Raw genomic sequence first — 17,720 nt, 5'->3', positions numbered from 1 at the left:
CCATTCAGCCGGGCGGCTGGCTGACGGTGAGGCGGTGCAGGTCGTGGCGGACCTGTGGGGTCAGGACGTGCCCGACGGCGCCGACGAACTGCGTCATGTGGTACGAGACGACCCGCAGGTCACAACCGGCGGCAGCGGCCACGGTCAGCCCCGCGGACTCGCCGACCCGCATGAACATGAGGTGTCCGCGCGGCAGGCGAACAGTCAGATATTCCGACGGACCCAGATCGAGTAGATCTGCGCTGCGGTCGGCCATGCTGAGCAGTCCCGCGGTCAAGGCAGCCAACTGATCGCCCAGGTCGCGGGAAACCCCGCGGGAAGCGGCGAGCTGCAGACCGTCGAGGGACACGATCAAAGCATGGGTGACACCGGGCACGTCGTCGGCGAACTGGCGCACCAGCCACGCGAAGTCCTGGTGCCCGGAGGCCGCCGCGTGCGGTCCGCCGCTGCCGCCGTTCGGGTGAGTCATGGCAGGTGTCCTTCGGGTTTCACGGTTGGTGGTACCTGTGCATCGGTGACGCCGGCGGCGAAAGCAATCGTCTCGTCCGGCCACGTGTCCCGATCTGGCGAGGAGCGACCCCCCGACGCGGCAAGGGCGTTTTCAATCCCGCCATCGGGGCGGCCGTCAGCGCGCACACTCTCCGGTACGCGACGGGGAAGACCACCGCCACTGGCGACCGATTGCGCTGCGACGCGGTGGCCGTGACCGGCCGGCCGGCCGTGTACGAGCGTCAGGCGAGAGGTGGAAGCTTGCGCGCTCGGGTGAGACGCCTCCACCTGCCCCACTCCTTCACGGGCTCCGGTTTGGATCGACGGGCGGTGGGCCACCGGCGCCGCACGTTGGGGATGCGAGGGTGGAGGGGGTGCGGGTGCCATCTCACATAGCAGCGGCGCGGGAACCAGCACGGTCGCGGTCGTGCCGCCTGAGGGTCGGTTTGTCAGCGCGACCCGCAGGTGATGGGCGCGGGCCAGGTACGAAACGACGACAAGGCCCAGATGCGCTGCCGGGTTATCCGCGACCGGCGCCGATGTGTTCCCGGCCAGCATGGCGTTGAGCGCAGCGAGCTGGTCGGGCCTGACACCGACGCCCGCGTCCTCGACACGAAGCAGCACGCTGCCGTCCTCGGTGATGAACGCCGACACGATCACCGACGAGGTCGGCGGGGAGAAGCGGGTTGCGTTATCCAGCAGCTCAGTCAGCACCCGAATCACGTCGTCGGCTGCGAACTCCACGACCCCGAGGCCAACCACATGTCCGACACGAATTCGCGCGTAGTACTCGGTAGCCGATGTCGCGGCCCGAATGACATCGACTAAGGCGACCGTCTGCCGGTCGGCGTCCTCGACACGCCGCCCCAACAGAACCTGCAGGTTCTCCGCGTGGCGGCGGATGCGGGTATTCGCGTGGTCGATGCGGTAGAGCCGCTCGAGCCGCTCAGGATCCTGCTCATCGGCCTCGACAACCTCGAGGTGGCTGCCCATCTGGTAGGCCGACGCCAGAATGCGCAGCGCGAACTGCTCGCAGATCGCGGGCCACAGGGTCTCGACACGCTCCGGTGGTGGCGACGGGTCCGGTGGGGTCGACCCCTGCTCTTGAGCGACCGCCCATTGCGCCACGGTGGGGTCCAGCCGTCTGGCCAACCGTTGCCGCCACGTCACCGGATGCTCATCCATCGAGTGAGTTGCCACGGCTTGATGTTTCACGATCTACCCGACCAATCGGTTATCTCGTGTCTGGCATGGTGCAGCAGTCAACCACCGTCTTCCACCGATCGCAACGCTTCAGGCCCGAGTGGGAGAAATCTTCCTATTCGCTCTGCCCTATCCCGTCCGGTCGGTCCCGGCAGGACCGTCTCGGCGTCCTGTCGCACCAACGCCATCGTTCTGAGTGCAGCACTGCGGTGAAAGGGGCGCGGTGTCGGCTAAAAAATGGCTACTCCCCGGTGTGCCTCACGGTGCTGTCGGTTACTGGCGGACCGGGACCCGGAGGTCGTGAGTCCCGCCCGCCATGGATGTCGCGCACCCCGACCTCCAGAGGAACAGGCGTCGATGGTCCGGTTGTCGTTACGGTCCGCCCCGACCAGGATGTCCCTGTCGGTGTCAGCAGGTGCCGGCGACGGCATGGCGTTGACAGCCCCAGCCGTAATCGAGGTTTAGGCATCAGGCAGGCCGACGGCGGGGGTGCGGGCAGCCGGACAAGGCCCGAGGACCCGAACTCCAGGCACGAGGATGGGCACATTCCAAAGCATCCAAGTGAGTGGATTCTGGAGTCCGACGTTGCAGCGGCTCTTGCAGGATCAGGACCAGGGAAGCGTGGAGCGGAATTTCGAGGTCTTCGGAGCCCTGTTCGTTCCTCAATGCGGCCGGCCGGCCCGGCCGATGCCGGCCGGAGGTCGCCAGGGCGGCAACCTCAGGACGAGCCCTACGAGAGCTTCGCCCAATCCTTCGCAGAACACCTACGGGTACACCGCGTCTAGCCGCGCCACCTGTTCGCGCACGGCCCCGTTGAACTGGTCGTCTGCGTGGTATCGCGAGTGCCGGTTGATCTCGGGAGGGACGGTGTCGGATTCATCCAGAGTCACGTCACGCGGGTCCCGCAGACGCCGGTCGACGCCTCCGGGTGGGCCGTTGACCGTGGGTTGCGCGCCGAGGCGGTGGGGGGAGAAGATCCAGCCGCCGATGGGATCGGTGTCGCGCCACAGGTTCAGCCAACGCCAGTCCACCCGATCTCCCACCTCGCGCAGCGTGTCGTCGCTCGCATAGGCCGGGAAGAGTCGGGCGTAGATGGAGTGCAGCGGAGATCCGTAGGTCAGCAGGGCGACCCGGCGTAGCGTCTCCGGCGGCAGTTGCAGGATGGTGGCGGCCAGGAGCGCCGAGCCGTGGCTGTGCCCGGACAGCAGGACCCCGCCCTGCTCGGCGAGGTAGCGGGTCCGTCGCACCAGGTCCGGGACTACGCGTTCGGCGTAGCTGGGTGGCGCGAATGGGTGGGCCGCGCGGGGCCAGAAGGTGGCCAGGTCCCACAGCACGCCGACGGATTCGACCTCGACGGCAATCGCTGGAGGATCCCGAGACGGGTCAGCGGCCGGAGCCTGGCAGGCTCCAGCCGCTGCCCGCGGATCACATGTGGATTACAGTCGCGCGCACTGGCCTGATGCGGGGCCCTTAACGGTGTTGGGTCGGCTCTCGTTTGCCGGGGCCGGGGTGTTGCCCGAGCAGGCGAGGGGTCCGCTGATGGTGTTGGCGGCGACGACTACCGGTTGGCTGCCGGCGTTTTTGTCGACGGTGATCGGACCGTTGACGGTGACGGTGTCGATCCGGACTCCACCGGTGTTGGCGGTGACCGACACTGGGCCGTTCACCTTGCCCTTGGTGATGTTCAGCTGGCCGGTCGCGTTGGTGACGGTGACCGGGCCGGACACGGTGGCGCTGGTGAGATCGAACAGGACCGGGCGGGTGGCGTACACCGGGCCGCTGATGGTGCCGCCGGTGACCACCAGCGAGGCACCCGGGTTGACCGTGACGGAGCCGCCGATCGCGGCGTTCTCCAGGCAGGTCAGGCCCGCGGTGACCACCAGCGGCTTGCGGTACGCGCCGGTGATGGTCGTGGTGCACTGCGGACCGGCCTGCCCGACGGCTGACCGCGGCTGGGGGTCCGCGGTGACCGGCGAGTTCGCCGCGAAGTAGCTCACCAGCATGGTGAGGTCGTTGTCGCCGGTGGTCGCCGGGTCGGCGCCGTCGTCGAGGGTGGCGAAGTTGTCACCGCCCGTGGCGAGGAACGAGTTCACCGTGACCCGGTACGTGCCCGCCGGGTCGAGCGGCGCGCCATTGAGCTTGATCGAGGTGATCCGCGAACCCTTCGGCGCGTCGGGGTTGTAGGTGTAGCTGAACCCCTTCGAGACACCCAGCCACAGCACCGGACGGGACGCCCCGTCTGGCTGCCACTGCTCCTCCAGCACCTGCTTGATCTGGGCGCCGGTGTAGCTCTTCGTCACCACGTCGTTGGCGAACGGCTGGACGGCGAAGGCGTCCGCGTAGGTCACCATGCCGTCGGTGCGGTAGAGCAGGTCGGCGCGTAGGCCACCGGGGTTCATGAACGCGATCTGCGCCCCACCCCGGCCCGGGTCCTTCGTGCCGGCGAGTTGCACGTCGGCAATGAAGTTGCCGAGCGCCGACTCCGTGCCCCGGTCCTCGTTGCCGTTGGTGTAGGCCCGCTTGATGTCCGCAGTGATCGAGCCCAGCTGCTGCTTGCCGAGCTCGCCTGCCTTGGTCTTGGCGGCGGCCACGATGTCGGCCACCGCCTGGTCCTGCGGCGCGCCGACCACGTCGATCAGCTGCGCGTCGGCCGTCGTGACCTGGCCCGTGTTCGGGTCGTAGGTCAGCGCGACCTTGCCCAGCCGCTTGCCGTAGTCCTCGGCCTGTACCACCGGACGCAGCCGGTCCGATCCGGGGACCGGGAGCTCGAACGCGTACGGCTGGTGGGTGTGGCCGCTGAAGATCGCGTCGATGGTGGCGTCGACCCGGGTGAACTTGCCGAAGACCGGGTCGTTGGCCAGCGCCTCGGCGGAGGTGATGTTCTCCGTCGCGGCGCCCTCGTGCGCGAGCAGCACCACCACGTCGGCCTCCCCGTTGTCCGGGTTGCCGTCCTTGAGCTGGCCGGCGACCAGGTTGGCCTCGGCGACCGGGTCGCGGAAAGTCAGCCCGGCGATACCGTCGGGGCTGACCAGCGACTTGGTTTGCTCGGTCACCACGCCGACGAAGCCCACCCTCACCCCGCCCACCGTGCTGACGGAGTACGCCGGCAGCGCCCGGGCGTCGCCCCGGTACACGTTGGCGCCCAGGTACGGGAAGTCGGCGCGGTCGGACACCCGGCCGGTGAGGTCGGCGATGCCCTTGTCGAACTCGTGGTTGCCCACCGCCGAGGCGGCGAGGCCGGCCTGGTTCAGCGCGTCGATCGTCGGGTTGTCCCCGTCGATCGCCGAGATGAACGTGGATGCGCCGATGTTGTCGCCGGCGGACACGAACGCGGTGTTCGGGTTCTGCGCGCGCAGCTGCCCGACCAGGCCGGCGAGCTGGGCGGCGCCGCCGACCGGCTGGCCGCCGACGGTGGCTGGGGATTCCAGCCGGCCGTGGAAGTCGTTGATGCTGAGCAGCTGCAGGTTGACCGGGTTCGCGCGGGTGTTGATGCCCACCACGAGCGGGTTGTGGTCGCTGGCCCGGTACGGGTTCGCCTCGTAGAAGGCGGACAGCCCGTCGTATTGGAACGCGTACGACTCGACCGCGTTGATCTGCCACACGTCGACGCCGGTGACCCGGGCCGCGAGCGACGGGGAGGCGAGGGCGTGGTCGAGGGAGCCGGACTCGCCGCTGAAGACGTAGGTGGCCTTGCCGGTGTTGTTCAGGTCCCGGTACTGCTTGTCGTAGAGGACCTGCATCGGGTCCTCGTGCGTGTAGGCGTTGAAGTCGCCGAGCAGCAGCACGTCGTCGGTGCCGCTGTCCGCCTTGACCTGGTCGACGAAGGCGGCCAGCGCCCGCGCCTGACGGACCCGGTCGCCGTTCCACGAGCCCTGGCCGTCGCCGGTGTCGGCGTTGTCGCCGGTCCCGGTGCCGCTCTTGGACTTGAGGTGGTTGGCGACCACGGTGAAGGCGATCTTCCCCGCGGTGAAGGTCTGTGCGATGGGCTCGCGGGCGTTGGACCAGACGGTCTCGTCGTTCACCGACCGCGACGGGCCCTTGGGCTGTACCTTCGCCGGCTTGAAGATGATCGCCGTGGTGATGAAGTCCTGCTGGGTCGGGCCGGGCAGGTTGGCCGGGCTGCGGACGTAGTCCCAGGTGCCGTTGCCGTCCTTGGTGTTCAGGGCGGCGACCAGGCGCTTGAGCGCCTGCTGCGGGTCGCCTGCGTCGAACCGGACCGAGTTCTCGATCTCCTCGAGCGCTACCACGTCGGCACCCAGCGCGCTGATCGCCGAGACGATCTTCGCCTCCTGCTTGGCCAGACCGGCCTCGTCAGCGGCGCCGCGGGCGTCCCCGCCGAAGTGCACGAAGTAGTTCAGCACATTGAAGCTGCCCACCCGCACGTCGCCGCCGACGTCCACCGGCTGCGGGGTACGCGGGTTGGTGGTCTTGAAGCTGGTCCGGGCGGGCGGCGCGGTGTCCGCGTCGACCGGGGTGGTGGGCTGCAGGCGCCACTCGTTGAAGCCGTACGAGAGCACCGACGACCCGAATGCCTCTACCGAGTCGCCGACCCGCAGCGGGCTGGCCTTCGACAGGTACGGCGGCAGCAGGCTGGCGGTGGACAGGTTGGTGGTCCGACCGTCGTCGAGCAGGATCCGCGCGAGCTTGTTCACGGCGGCCACCTGCTTCGCCTCGTCCGAGCCCGTACGGGCGACGTCCGTGGGGTTGGCAGCCGGACGATCACCGGCGGTGAGCACGACCTCGCCGTAGCGGTTGGTGTTGTACACCTCGGAGACGGTGTACTGGCCGACCGGCGACACCAGCATCGACTCGACCGACTCGCGGACGCCGTCGGCCAGCGGCAGGCCGACCGGGACGGGCGCGGGCAGCGTCACGCTGTGCTCGCAGACCTGCACGTCGGCCTTCGCGCCGATGGTGAGCTCGGTGAGCCCGTTGAACTCGCTCGGGGTGCCGCTAACCCGGACCCGGTCGCCGATCGCGACCGACGGGTGGTTGGCCGTGCTGGTCGTCAGGTAGACGAAGATGCCGTCCGAGGCGGTGCCCGCGGCAACGGGACGGTCCCCGCCGCTGCCCGCGGTCTGCACGTAGACGCCGTTGTAGCCACCGCTGCGATGGTCGGCGGTCACCACGCCTTCGACGGTGACCCGGGCGCCCGCGAGCGGCGTGGCGTCTCCGCCGCCCTGGACCTCGCCAATGGTGTGGTCAACGGTGACGGTGCAGCCCGGAGCCGGATCCGGGTCGGGATCACCGCCGCCCGGGACGGTGTTCACGGCGCCGAAGCTGCTCGGCGCGGGGGCCCGCCACGTACCGTCGATCTTCTGCAGCGATTCGCCGGCCGGCGTGGTCGCGGTCTCCGCGACGCCGATGTCGACGCCGGTCAGCCCATTGGCCGGCCCGCCGACGGCGGTCATCGTCCCCTCGTAGGTGAGGAACTCCGCCACGGCACCGCCCGGGGCGACGAGCGCTACGCCGTCGGGCGACCCGTTCTGGATGCCGTCCGTCGGGTACGTAGCGACGACCACACCGGCCGCCGGCATCGGGCCGCTCAGCGTGCGGGTGTTGTAGGCCGCACCGTTTGCGCCGTTGTACAGAACGATCTGCCAGCCGGTCAGATCGAAGCCGGCGGGCGCCTCGATCTCGATGGCCTCGCCGGTGTCGGTACCAGCGTTGTCATAGTGGATCTCACTGATAAAGGGGTCCGATGCCGCTGGCTCCGCCAGCGCGGGTGCTCCGCTGGTCAGAAGGAGCGCGCCGCTTGCGAGGAGGACGCTGAACACGTTGCGTGTTCGTTTGCGCCGGTTCCAGTCCATTAAGTTCGCCTCCGATGGCGGGGGTTGGCCAGGTGGAGATTAGAGGCCTTTTTCTGTCCGCCCAAGAGCCGCCGGGTGTATGGAGCGGATTGATCACGGCTAGATGAACAGAACTGATCGAGGCTGCCGACCGATTGTGGCGATCGCTCGGCCGAATGGCCATTAGCGACAGACCCGCCGGATGACCGCTCGGAGCGCCAGTGGCCGGAATGCCGCTCGAAACAGGTCCGGTGCAGGCTGGTTCAGTCGTTTCCCCGAGCAACCTTGCGGTCAGTTGATCATTTGGTGAACCTTGTTAGCCGCGGTTGTGGGACTCCGTTGTCGACGGCGAGGACAAGGGCAACCTCACGGCAGGTGCGACATGCCGCCGGGGATCCTGGCCACGCAGCCCGGCCGGTTGCCGGCCAACCATGCAATCGGTCAACGATCTGTCGTTCTGCGGCGCCCCCGGGCTTGACCCCGGGGTGGTCGAGCGTTGCAGCTGGTCCTGCACGGCGATGACCACCTCCGGGCCCGGCCGGCGGACGACCGCAGCCTTCGACGGGGTGATCCGCAAGAAACGGTTGCACGTCGACCTGACCGAGAGAGCCCAGCGGACGGCCGGCACAACGAGCGGACCCGGAGGCGGGGCCGGGGCCAGCGGCACTCGCGCTTCTGGGCTCGGAGACGTACGTGTCGCCGCCGCCTTCTTCGCGGCCCGGATCACCCCTCCTCGGCGAGGTCGGATGGCCTGTTCAGGAGGTTCAGGCGCGTCGCCGTGAACACCGACGTCGCCAGCGGCACTGCCAACGTCGTGCACGGCGCCGCCCAAATCGCCGGTCACGCCAGCGACGCCGAGACGGCCGGCGGTGCCGTCCAGCGTGCCGCCAACCTCACCGGTCACACCGCCAGTCAGGCCGGTGACACCGCGCACCGTTCCGCCCAGGCCGCCAACGTCCCGGGCCACGCCGCCAGCCAGGCCGGCGACACCATCCACCCTGCCACCCAGGTCGCCAGTGACGCCGAGCCCACCAACTGCGAGCGGGTCCCGTGGTGCCCGCGGAGTATGGGTGGGGCCGCTGGTCAGCTACTGCCGGATGAGAGGACGTCCAGAACGCCGGTGATAACCAGGACCCGACGGGCGTTCCTACCGGGATTGGTGACGACAAGCTGCCTGCCTGCCGCCTTCGCCTTGTTCCTAGCCGTAACGAGTGCACCGACCGCGCCGGCGGGCGGCCGGGGCGGATGTCGGCGCGGGTGTCCTTCCTGATCGGTGTGGTGGCGTCGATCGTCGTAAAACGTTCTGGCGGCGCCGGACAACCTGGTGGCCCGGGTCATCTCCGCCTGGCCAGCCCCGGCGCTGCTGCTGGTGGTGGAGATGCTGACCGGCGGTCGGCCGGCAGGCACTCCGGCCGACAGCGGCAAGGAGGTGGAAGAGCCTCCCACCAGTGCTCCGGAGGACCCAGGCCCGGTCATCGCACCGCCGACTTCACAACCGCGTGCCGACCACCGGCAGGACCGGCCGGTGAAGACTCCGCCAGCTGGCAACGGCACCCGGCCGTCCGCTGCCGCCCGCGTGCTCGCCGCGCGCGCCGCCGACCCCACCGCCACCGTGGCGGACATCGCCCGGCGAGCTGGCGTCACCGACCGGACGGCGCGACGACACCTCAACGGAACGCCGGTCGGTTAGCAGCCCTCGCCTGCCTCGGACAACCGACCGCATCAGCCTGCGCCTGAGCTGTCAGTTGTCGTCTTCCTCGCCCCGCGCCTGCGAGTACCCGGCGAGCAGGTCCTGAAGGCGGGTGGCGGTGTCGGCGCTGATCCGGCCCCCGTCGGCCGCGTCGGCGACCCGCTCGCTCAGTTCCCGAACCCGCTTGGCGCGGTCCTTGGGCTTGCCTCGGTCCAGATCGGCGAGCTTGTCCCGCAGCTCCTCGGCCGTCTTCGGGTCGATCTCGCTCCGGCTCTCCGCGTTGTCGATCACCGCCGTCAGCTCGGCGGCCAGCTGCCGCAGGGTGACCGGCGTGAGCCCGCCGGTCGTTGGCGGAGCGCTACCCGGATCGGACGAACCGCCCGGCGCCTCCGACGCCGGCTGCTCGACGGGTGCGACGGCGACCGGTGGCGCCGCGGGCGGACTGTCCGGTTCGCCGCCGAAGGTAAGCATTCCGACCACCCCGACGACGAGGGCGAGGCCGGCCGCGACGAGCACCGCGAGCAGCCGATTCGACCGGCGCGACTGGCCTGCCGGCGATGCGGCGCGCACCGGTCGCGCCGTGGGCAGCGACCGGTCGATCAGCGTGGGCGGGTGCGCGGGCGCGACGGCCGCCCGTCCGGCCGGCAGGGTGGGCAGGACCGCAGTGGGCGGATCGGCCGGCTGGCCGGCGCCGAACCGGGTAGCGAGCAGTGCCGCCGTAGGCCGGCGGGCCGGGTCGGCCGCCAGGCAGGCGAGGCTGAGCTCGGCGATGTCGGCGGGCAGGCCGGGGATGCGCAGCGGCGGTACCGGGCTGCGCCCGGCGTGCACCTCGAGCGCGTCCTCCCAGGTCTGCACGGGCAGCGGGGCCCGGCCGGCCAGGGATCGGTAGAGCAGCGCACCGAGGGCGTAGACGTCGCTGGCCGGGTTGGGCGGGCCGACGGCCAGCCGCTCCGGGGCGAAGTAGGCCGGGGTGCCCATCAGCAGTTCGCCTGTCTGGCCGGCGAGCGGGTGGTGCGGGCCGGCGAGCGCGGCGATGCCGAAGTCGAGCACCTTCGCGCCGGTGTCGGTGAGCATCACGTTGCCCGGCTTGATGTCGCGGTGCACCACCCCGATCCGGTGTGCGGCGGCGAGCGCCGCCGCGACCTGGCCCGCCATCCGGACCGCCTCGGGCCAGGCGAGCGGGCCGCCGGTGAGCCGCTCGGCGAGGTTGCGCCCGTCGACCAGCTCCATCACCAGGTACGGCACCACCGTGCCGCCGGCCAGGGTCGCCTCGCCGTAGTCGTACACCTGGGTGATGTGGGGGTGGGTCAGCCGGGCGGCGGCGCGGGCCTCGCGCTGAATGGTGGCCCGCAGTTGCGGGTTGACGGCGAACTCACCGGCGAGCGCCTTCACGGCGACGGGCCGGCCGAGCACCTCGTCGTCGGCGCGCCACACCTCGGACATCCCGCCGAGGCCGATGCGCTCGCGCAGGACGTACCGATCGTGCAACCGCAGAGTGGGCGTGAACGGCGACATGGCCGTCCAGTTTGCCCGCCCGGCAGCACCAGCCATCAACCGCCCCGCCACCGCCGGGCTGAGCGCGCCGAGGAGACACCACTGGGGTACGGCGGCGGCGCTGAAAGGAGCCACCCATTCGCACCTGCCCCACGCGCACGGCGATCGGGCTGAAGAACCGGTCGACCGTGACTGCTGGGAGGCAGAAGGCGAGTACCACGCCGAGCACGTCCTCTGCCTCGTCTCCCCGCGGACTGGTCAGGATGCGCGACGTCAACAATGTCGTGATGACAATCCGCGATCTAAGGGACGGGCTCGCCCGCTCCGCGAGTCTCGTGCCTGCGTTCCGTCAGCTCCGCTGATCCTCCCGAATCATGCCCGGCTCGTTCCGGATGCCAGGCCCATTTTCCGTGGGACCCGCTCTTGCGGCTGGGCTTGGTGTCCGAGGCCAGGCGTTGGCGGCTTACAATCCGGCGGGGAATGCGTAGCTTGACGGCGGGTTGGCCTGCTGGGCGGAAGTGCCGTACACGAGCGCGATCTCATCGTGCGCATGCAGGATGATGCCTGCTGGATCGCCCTGGTACGGCTTGCCGTTGACGTATGCCTGGAGCGCCTTGCCGTCGCCGACCTTGAGACCGCCGATGTGGTCGGCGGACAGCGAGACCTGCCACTCCGTGAAGAGCTGACCCAGATTGAAGTCAGCCTTCACCGGCGACTCAACATGGAGTACCCCTGTGGTGTCGTGTGTGTGCAACGGACTGAGCTGTTGGGCAGCCTCGTCAATGCCGATGCCTGCAGGCACGACGACCGGCTGTCCGTTGACGATGACGTCGAGGTGGGCGTGGATGTGCTCGGTTGTGCCTTCCGCGCCGAGCATGGGCAGCCCGGCGGCGTTCACCTGGGCAATGGCATCCGCTGGCGCCGCCCAGGGCGGCTGGTCCGCACGGCCGTCGGCGGTTGTCGCCGGAGAAGCCGGAATTGCCGGGGAGGCCATCCCCCTGTCCGGTTGACGGAAATCGAGCACCAGTGCGAAGGAGAGAACGATCAGCGCGACCAAGCCGATCATGCCGCCAGCGAAGAGCCGCCGTCGCCGGCTCTCCTGCGCGCGCGCCCGCTCGACCGCCTTACGAGCTGCGGCGGCCCCGGCCTTTCGGCTCCCACTTGGCATGGTGGCAGTCTCCTCAAATACGTGACGGCGTCCGTCGAGGCAGGCGTCCAGTGCCTCACCACGCGCCGCCGGCGGGCGGCGCGACCTCAACGATGCGTGGCACGGATGAGAAGACCCGGGGTGTTTCTTGAAAGTTTGATGAGAGCGGCTTCCCGCCCGAGTTCGCCGGGAAAGCCGGGGCCGCGACGGGTGAATTGACGTGGCTCGCGAGGGATGTCCCATGCTGGAATCGATGCCAGCTGCCGCCAGCCGTAGGGACAGGCCGGGACGTAGGACGGGCTCGTCGTACGATCACCAATCGAGCACCATTGCGTTCACCGGCATAGAACGACAAGAGGCGCCTGACCGCCATTTGGCAGGTCAAACGCCTCTTGATCTTGTGCGCCCGAAGGGACTCGAACCCCTAACCTTCTGATCCGTAGGAGCATCCGGTGCCGCCCGCAACCTGCCTCGCCTCCTCGCTGGCGAGCAACCCGGCGAAGGCTCCGGTCGCCACTGGCTCCCCGAACCCGAGCGGTCACGCCCGAAACGGCTCAGAGGTCGCCGTATTCGCCGACCCGCCGCCCGCCGACCCAGGTCTGCAGGATTCCGGTCTGCCACATCGGCCGGTTGGCCGGCAGGCAGAAGGGATCCAGGTCGGTGATTGTGAAATCGGCCCACTTACCCGGTTCAAGGCTGCCGATCACCCGCTCCTGGTGTGCCGCGTACGCGGCGTCCAGGGTGAACGAGCGCAGCGCCTCGACCGGCGTCATGGCCTCCTCGGAGTACCACCCACCAGCCGGCCTACCCTCCCGGTCCGTGCGGGTGACGGCGGCGTGCATCCCCTCGAAGGGCAGGGCGGAGGACACCGGGAAGTCCGATCCGGAGGCGATGATCGTCCCCTGGTCGAGCATTTTGCGCCACGCGTACGCGCCCTTGATGCGCTCCGGACCCACCCGGTCCTCGGCCATGTTCATGTCGTCCGTCGCGTGCACCGGCTGCATCGACGCGATGAGGTCCAGGTCCTTGAAGCGAGGAATGTCGTCGAGCGCGACGACCTGGGCGTGTTCGATCCGGTGCCGCAGGCCCCGGTCGCCGACCCTGCGGAAGGCCTTCTCGTATGCGTCGAGGACGAGCCGGTTGCCGCGGTCACCGATGGCGTGGACCGCCGCCTGGTAGCCCTGGCGGAGGATCGCCACGACGCGCCTGTCCAACTCCTCGGGCTCGATACGCAGCAACCCGGTGTTGGCGGGGTCGTCGCTGTATGGCTCGAGCAGGGCGGCACCTCGGCTGCCCAACGCTCCGTCGACGTAGAGCTTCACGGTCCGGACGCGAAGCATGTCGGCTGCGAACGAGTCCGTGCGGACATCGGCACCGACCTCGGCGAACGCGTCCCAGGTCAGGAAGGCATTCACCCGCATCGTCAGCGTGCCCGCGCCCGCCAGCTCGCGCAGAACGGCGTAGCCGGCCGCGTCGGTCCCGGCGTCGGAGACGGAGGTGATGCCGACGGCGTTGAGCTTCTGCTGTGCGGTGAGGGCGCGCTGTCGTACGTCCTCGATGGTCGGCGCGGGAAGCTTGGAGGAGACCAGGCCCATTGCGTTGTCGATCAGAGTCCCGGTCGGGTTGCCCCCCGCGTCGCGGATGATCTGACCTCCGGCAGGGTCGGGGATGCCCCGGGTGACGCCGGCGAGAGCCAGCGCGGCGGTGTTGGCCACACCCGCGTGGCCGTCCACCCGGGTCAGCCACACCGGACGGTCGCTGACGACCACGTCAAGGTCGGCGGCCGTCGGGAATCGCCCCAGTCCCCAGATGACCTGGTTCCATCCGCGTCCGGTGATCCAGGCCAGGTCCGGGTGGGCCGCGGCGTACGCGGCGAGTGCCTGCTGTGCCTCCGCGAGGGACCGGGTGCCGCTGAGGTCGAGTTCCGATGCCAGGGCGCCGTAGCTCCAGAGGTGGCCGTGGGCGTCGTGCATGCCGGGGAGCAGGATGCGGCCCTTGCCGTTGATGCGTCGTACGCCGCGGCCCGCGTGGGCGTCGAGCCCGGCGACCTTCCCGTTCGAGGCGATCAGGATGCTGGAGAACTCGCGCAGCCGCCCCTTGCGGGTGAGGGTGTAGCCGCGGACGTTGTCCACGAGCATCGGCCCTCGTCCCGTGCTATGTGGCGTGGCAGCCTGGGCCGCGCTGGCGGGCAGTGCCGGAAGAACGGCGGCGCCAACGCCGACGCCGAGCAATTTCAGGAGCTGCGCCCGTGTGAGGGTGGGAGTGGGGGGCGGAGTGGCGCAGGCCTCACACACGGAGACTCCTCAGAGGATTGAGCAGCGTGGGTCGTCCACGCGACGGGCGGGCGACGTGGGCCCGACAGAGGTCCATTCCGTCGACCGCTTCCTTCGCCACGACGCTATCAACGGCCGAGTTCAATGGTCAAGATCGATGAAACGATTCGTCGCCATGCCACGCGGGTGAGCTGGATGTGCGGCGCCTGGCGCCTGACCGTGCGCGATGGTGCTGCTGGTCGCCCTCGACGAGGACAGCCTGCCGGGCGGTCACCGAGACCTGACCGATCATGTACGTCTGGCTGGATGAAGCCTGTGAGGTGACTGGTTCCCAAAAAGGTACAGGGGTACCGGTCGGCGCGGTGCTGCCAAGACCCCGTAACCGATGGAACTTCGCAAACCAAACTCCCCCAGGAGCCGACATGACCACGCCCTCCATCAGTCGCAATCGGCTGATTGACCGATCACGCCGCTTCTCGCCCTTGAGTACGAGAAGCGACCAAGCTTCGGCTCCATGACCTTCGACCTCGTCACCTGTGGTTTTCTCGGCCCCGCACCGCAGAGGGACTGGCAGAGCATGCTCGTGTGCCGGCGAGCTTCGCGCCGCGCGCCTTCAGTTGCAACGGGCCGGGTTGCTTCTCGCGCCCGCTCGTGGCCGCTGGGCGCTCGCCTCGTGATCGTTGGTGTCCGCGTGGCCCGTCCCGCGATTCTGGCCGCCCGGGGTGATCTCGGTCGTCATCTGGCATCTCTCCCTTGATCGGTCGATCAGCCGTTATTTGTACAGTCCCGGTCCCGGCAGGTTCGCCAAGAGATGCCCTCTGCGGCAGAAGAGGGTGCCGCGCTGATCCTGGCATCCTGCCGACCAGCTCCGAAGCCACGATCCACATCGCGCGATGACGGGCTGCGACGCGGAGGACGCGTTGCAAGCCGCCCACATCGAGCCGTACAGCGGCAGGAACAACGATGTGACCAACGGTTTGCTGCTTCGCGCAGACGTGCACAACCTCTTCGACAAGGGCCTGATGTGGATCGACGGCAACTATCGCATTCGCACCTCGTCCGAGCTGGTGTCGCGCCACTACAAGGACCTCGATGGTAAGGAACTCCGGCGGCCAGTCAGCCGCGCGGACTGGCCGGACAAGGAGAAGCTATACGCGCATAGGGCAGGAGCCCGTCGCTGATGACTACTGCGGAGGGGGTTCGTTGAGGACTTCCGCCGCGGGCCCGTTGTCGAGGCCCATGATCTGCCGGGCACGAGTAGAGAACTCGATGTCGGCGTAGTTAGGGGCGTAATGGTGGTACGTGCGCGTCAGTCCGGTACGGTCACCCGCTGCTCCGGGGTCGGCTTGCCGGCGCCCGGGAAGTGCACCTCGGTGTCGAAGGCGAGCACCCCGTAGTAACCGCCCGAGGTGTATCCGCTGAATCGGATCGTGTAAGCGTCGCTGCCCGTCGTCGGGGTGACCGCGTGCGGGACCAGCCGGCCGCAGGACGCGGTGTGCCCGGGCCCGTTCCCGCTCGGTGAGGTGGCGGTGAGGGAGTAGTCCTGTTCGCCGGCGTGGCTGACCCGGCAGGTGATGGTCAGGCTCAGCGGCTCACGCGAGTCCGGGGTCCATCGGCCGTCGTCGTAGAAGAAGGGCTCGACGAAGACGTACGGGTTGAGGTGGTAGGCGCCCGTGTCGTTCTTGCGCAGCCGCTGGGTGCAGAAGCGGAAGTTTCCCTTCGTCTTGCCGCTGAGCGAGACGTACACCTGATTGCCGGCCTGAAGGGTGCAGGTCTGCGACAGCAGGGTGTAGCCGCGGGGGAATTCCGGGGCCGGGGTGGCCCTACCGGCGGGGGCCGGGGCGGCGGCCGAGCCGGCCCGCGCTGTCGCCGACGTGCGCGGCTTGGGCGTCGGGGAGGCGCTCGCGGGCAGGTTGCTGGGCGTGGGGGTCACCGCCGTGGCGGCACTCGTCGTCGCCGCCGCGGTGGGCGCCGTCGCCACGACGGTGGGCGCCGTCGCCACGACGGTGGGCGCCGGGGTGGCCCAGACGGCTCCGGCAGCACCGGATTCGCCGCAGCCGGCAGCGCCCGTGGCGAGCAGCAGCGGCGCCAGTACGCCGTAGCGGAGGAGCGGACGGCGCCGCCGGACGGGTGCGCTCATCGCTGCAGCGTCGCGGTTGCGTAGCCGTCAGGATAGAACTCGTAGTAGTCGCGGTACCGGACCGTGAAGGTGGTGGTGCCGCGAGGCAGCGAGTAGGTGAGGGTGTATTTGCCGCTGGCGTCCAGCTTGCTGCGCCAAAACTCCCGCTCCGCCCCGCCGTTGGTCGACGCGGTGATCCACCAGTAATTGTCGTCACCGATGGGGGAGCTCCAGGTCACGGTGAGCTGCGCGGTCTGCTTGTCCTTGCCGGTCCCGACCTGGGCGGTGACGGCCAGATCGGTGACCGGCGGCTTCGGCGGGTGCGCCGGCCCGAAGGAGTGCAGCAGCTGGGTTTCCTGGTAGGGGTCGGCCGAGGTGACCGCCCAGGCCCGGGTGCCGTCCCGGTTGACCAGCAGCGTGCCCTCCCAGAGGCTGTCGCCGCTGCGGAAGTCGACGGCGTACGTCGGGACCGTGCTGCCCTTGCCGTAGAGGTAGACGTCGGCGTCACCGGAGGAGGTCGAGGCGCGGCCGATGGCGACGGTCGAGCCGTCCCCGGACCAGGCGGCGTCCTGCGGATAGACGCCGCTCGGATAGACGGTGGCGTCGGCGAGATCCGGCAGCCGGTACGAGTGGTGCTCGTACGGGTGGCCGACCGTCTCCACCACCTCGGTGCCGTCCGGGCTCACGGCGTAGTCGATGAGGTTGCTGCCGGTGTTGTCCCGCCGGGCGACGATCGTCGGGCTGTCGCCGGAGACGTCGATGACGTACGTGGTGACGGGCGAATACCCGGTGTCGCCGGCGACGAGGAGACCGGGCGCGCCGGGGCTGGCGTCGATGATCGGGTGGTAGTTGGGGCCTTCGGTGTAGACCACTGGCGGGATTCCGGGCGCGGACCAGATCAGCAGACCGCCGGAGCCGATGCCGGCGTCGATGAACCCGCCGATGACCTTCTGGCCGGTCGGTTCGACCGTGTACAGGTGGGCGCCGACGGGTGCGGGATAGCTGGCGATGATGGTGAGCGTGGCGGCGTCCAACGCGATGATCCGGTTGAAGCCCTGGGCCGCGTACAGGATGCGTCCGTCGTCGCTGAGGACGAGGTCGGAGATGTCAGCGACGGCGGTGATCCGGGACAGCAGCCGGCCGTCGAGGTCGGTCACCACCAGCGGCAGTCCGCCACCGACCCCCTGTGCGAGGTAGAGGCGGCCGCGCGCCTCGTCGAGCTCGATCGCGCGCAGGTCGTCCACCGGCAGCTGGACGCCGACGCTCCTCAGCGGGGCCCCCGCGGCGGCGGCCGGCGCTGCTCTCAGTAGCTCCCCGGCACTGAGCCCGATGGCCGCGGTTATCCCGGACGCCAGCAGTTGACGACGTCGCATGGCACCTCCCCGTGTCGGCCAGCCGCGTACCGACGGCCAGGCGAGATCCTAGTACCGGGCTCGCCACTGGCGCTGTACCCCACCGCCCGCCCCGCTCTTGATCTAGGTCCCGTCCACCCGCGGTGGACGATGGGGCGCACGAG

The 17,720-nt window shown here is 69.6% G+C and carries 11 protein-coding genes; 2 read left to right on the top strand and 9 right to left on the bottom strand.

From position 1 onward, the window contains the following. Positions 1–4: 4 nt before the first annotated feature. From BUS84_RS00900 to BUS84_RS00885, 4 genes are all read right to left on the bottom strand, one after another. Positions 5–469, bottom strand: a complete 465-nt coding sequence (locus BUS84_RS00900; protein ID WP_074307915.1) for a roadblock/LC7 domain-containing protein — start codon at positions 467–469, stop codon at positions 5–7. Next, complete coding sequence (locus BUS84_RS00895; RefSeq protein ID WP_143728130.1) at positions 466–1,674, bottom strand: sensor histidine kinase; 1,209 nt, start codon at positions 1,672–1,674, stop codon at positions 466–468. Before BUS84_RS00895 ends, BUS84_RS00900 begins: the two co-directional genes overlap by 4 nt. 782 nt (positions 1,675–2,456) lie before the next feature. Then, on the bottom strand, positions 2,457–3,026 hold the full coding sequence (locus tag BUS84_RS00890; RefSeq protein ID WP_074307911.1) for a hypothetical protein: 570 nt from the start codon (positions 3,024–3,026) through the stop codon (positions 2,457–2,459). A 102-nt stretch (positions 3,027–3,128) separates the two neighbouring features. Continuing rightward, positions 3,129–7,502 (bottom strand): ExeM/NucH family extracellular endonuclease, encoded by a 4,374-nt coding sequence (locus BUS84_RS00885; protein WP_244298299.1) that lies wholly within the window; start codon positions 7,500–7,502, stop codon positions 3,129–3,131. 1,303 nt (positions 7,503–8,805) lie between these two features. Here BUS84_RS00885 and BUS84_RS00880 point away from each other — a divergent pair. Then, entirely contained in the window at positions 8,806–9,171 is a 366-nt protein-coding gene (locus BUS84_RS00880) for a helix-turn-helix domain-containing protein (protein ID WP_074307909.1), read from the top strand. Between the two features lie 51 nt (positions 9,172–9,222). Here BUS84_RS00880 and BUS84_RS00875 read toward each other — a convergent pair whose 3' ends face one another. From BUS84_RS00875 to BUS84_RS00865, 3 genes are all read right to left on the bottom strand, one after another. After that, positions 9,223–10,800: a protein kinase domain-containing protein gene (locus BUS84_RS00875; protein WP_244298298.1), complete on the bottom strand. Its 1,578-nt coding sequence runs from the start codon at positions 10,798–10,800 to the stop codon at positions 9,223–9,225. 328 nt (positions 10,801–11,128) lie between these two features. Further along, positions 11,129–11,731, bottom strand: coding sequence for a hypothetical protein (locus tag BUS84_RS00870; RefSeq protein WP_208869476.1), 603 nt, complete (start codon positions 11,729–11,731; stop codon positions 11,129–11,131). Positions 11,732–12,366: 635 nt separating this feature from the next. Next, on the bottom strand, positions 12,367–13,950 hold the full coding sequence (locus BUS84_RS00865) for an amidohydrolase (protein WP_084756983.1): 1,584 nt from the start codon (positions 13,948–13,950) through the stop codon (positions 12,367–12,369). A gap of 1,028 nt (positions 13,951–14,978) precedes the next feature. Between BUS84_RS00865 and BUS84_RS00860 the strand changes: the two genes are divergently transcribed. Then, on the top strand, positions 14,979–15,266 hold the full coding sequence (locus BUS84_RS00860; protein ID WP_074307901.1) for an HNH endonuclease: 288 nt from the start codon (positions 14,979–14,981) through the stop codon (positions 15,264–15,266). Between the two features lie 128 nt (positions 15,267–15,394). Here BUS84_RS00860 and BUS84_RS00855 read toward each other — a convergent pair whose 3' ends face one another. Both BUS84_RS00855 and BUS84_RS00850 read right to left on the bottom strand, forming a co-directional pair. Then, positions 15,395–16,225, bottom strand: coding sequence for a hypothetical protein (locus BUS84_RS00855; RefSeq protein ID WP_074307899.1), 831 nt, complete (start codon positions 16,223–16,225; stop codon positions 15,395–15,397). Next, positions 16,222–17,577, bottom strand: coding sequence for a hypothetical protein (locus tag BUS84_RS00850; protein ID WP_074307897.1), 1,356 nt, complete (start codon positions 17,575–17,577; stop codon positions 16,222–16,224). The genes BUS84_RS00855 and BUS84_RS00850 overlap by 4 nt, the downstream gene beginning before the upstream one ends. Between the last annotated feature and the right edge of the window lie 143 nt (positions 17,578–17,720).

Source organism: Micromonospora cremea, assembly GCF_900143515.1.
GTDB classification, from domain to species: Bacteria; Actinomycetota; Actinomycetes; order Mycobacteriales; family Micromonosporaceae; genus Micromonospora; species Micromonospora cremea.
This window is presented reverse-complemented; position numbering and strand designations above follow the sequence as displayed.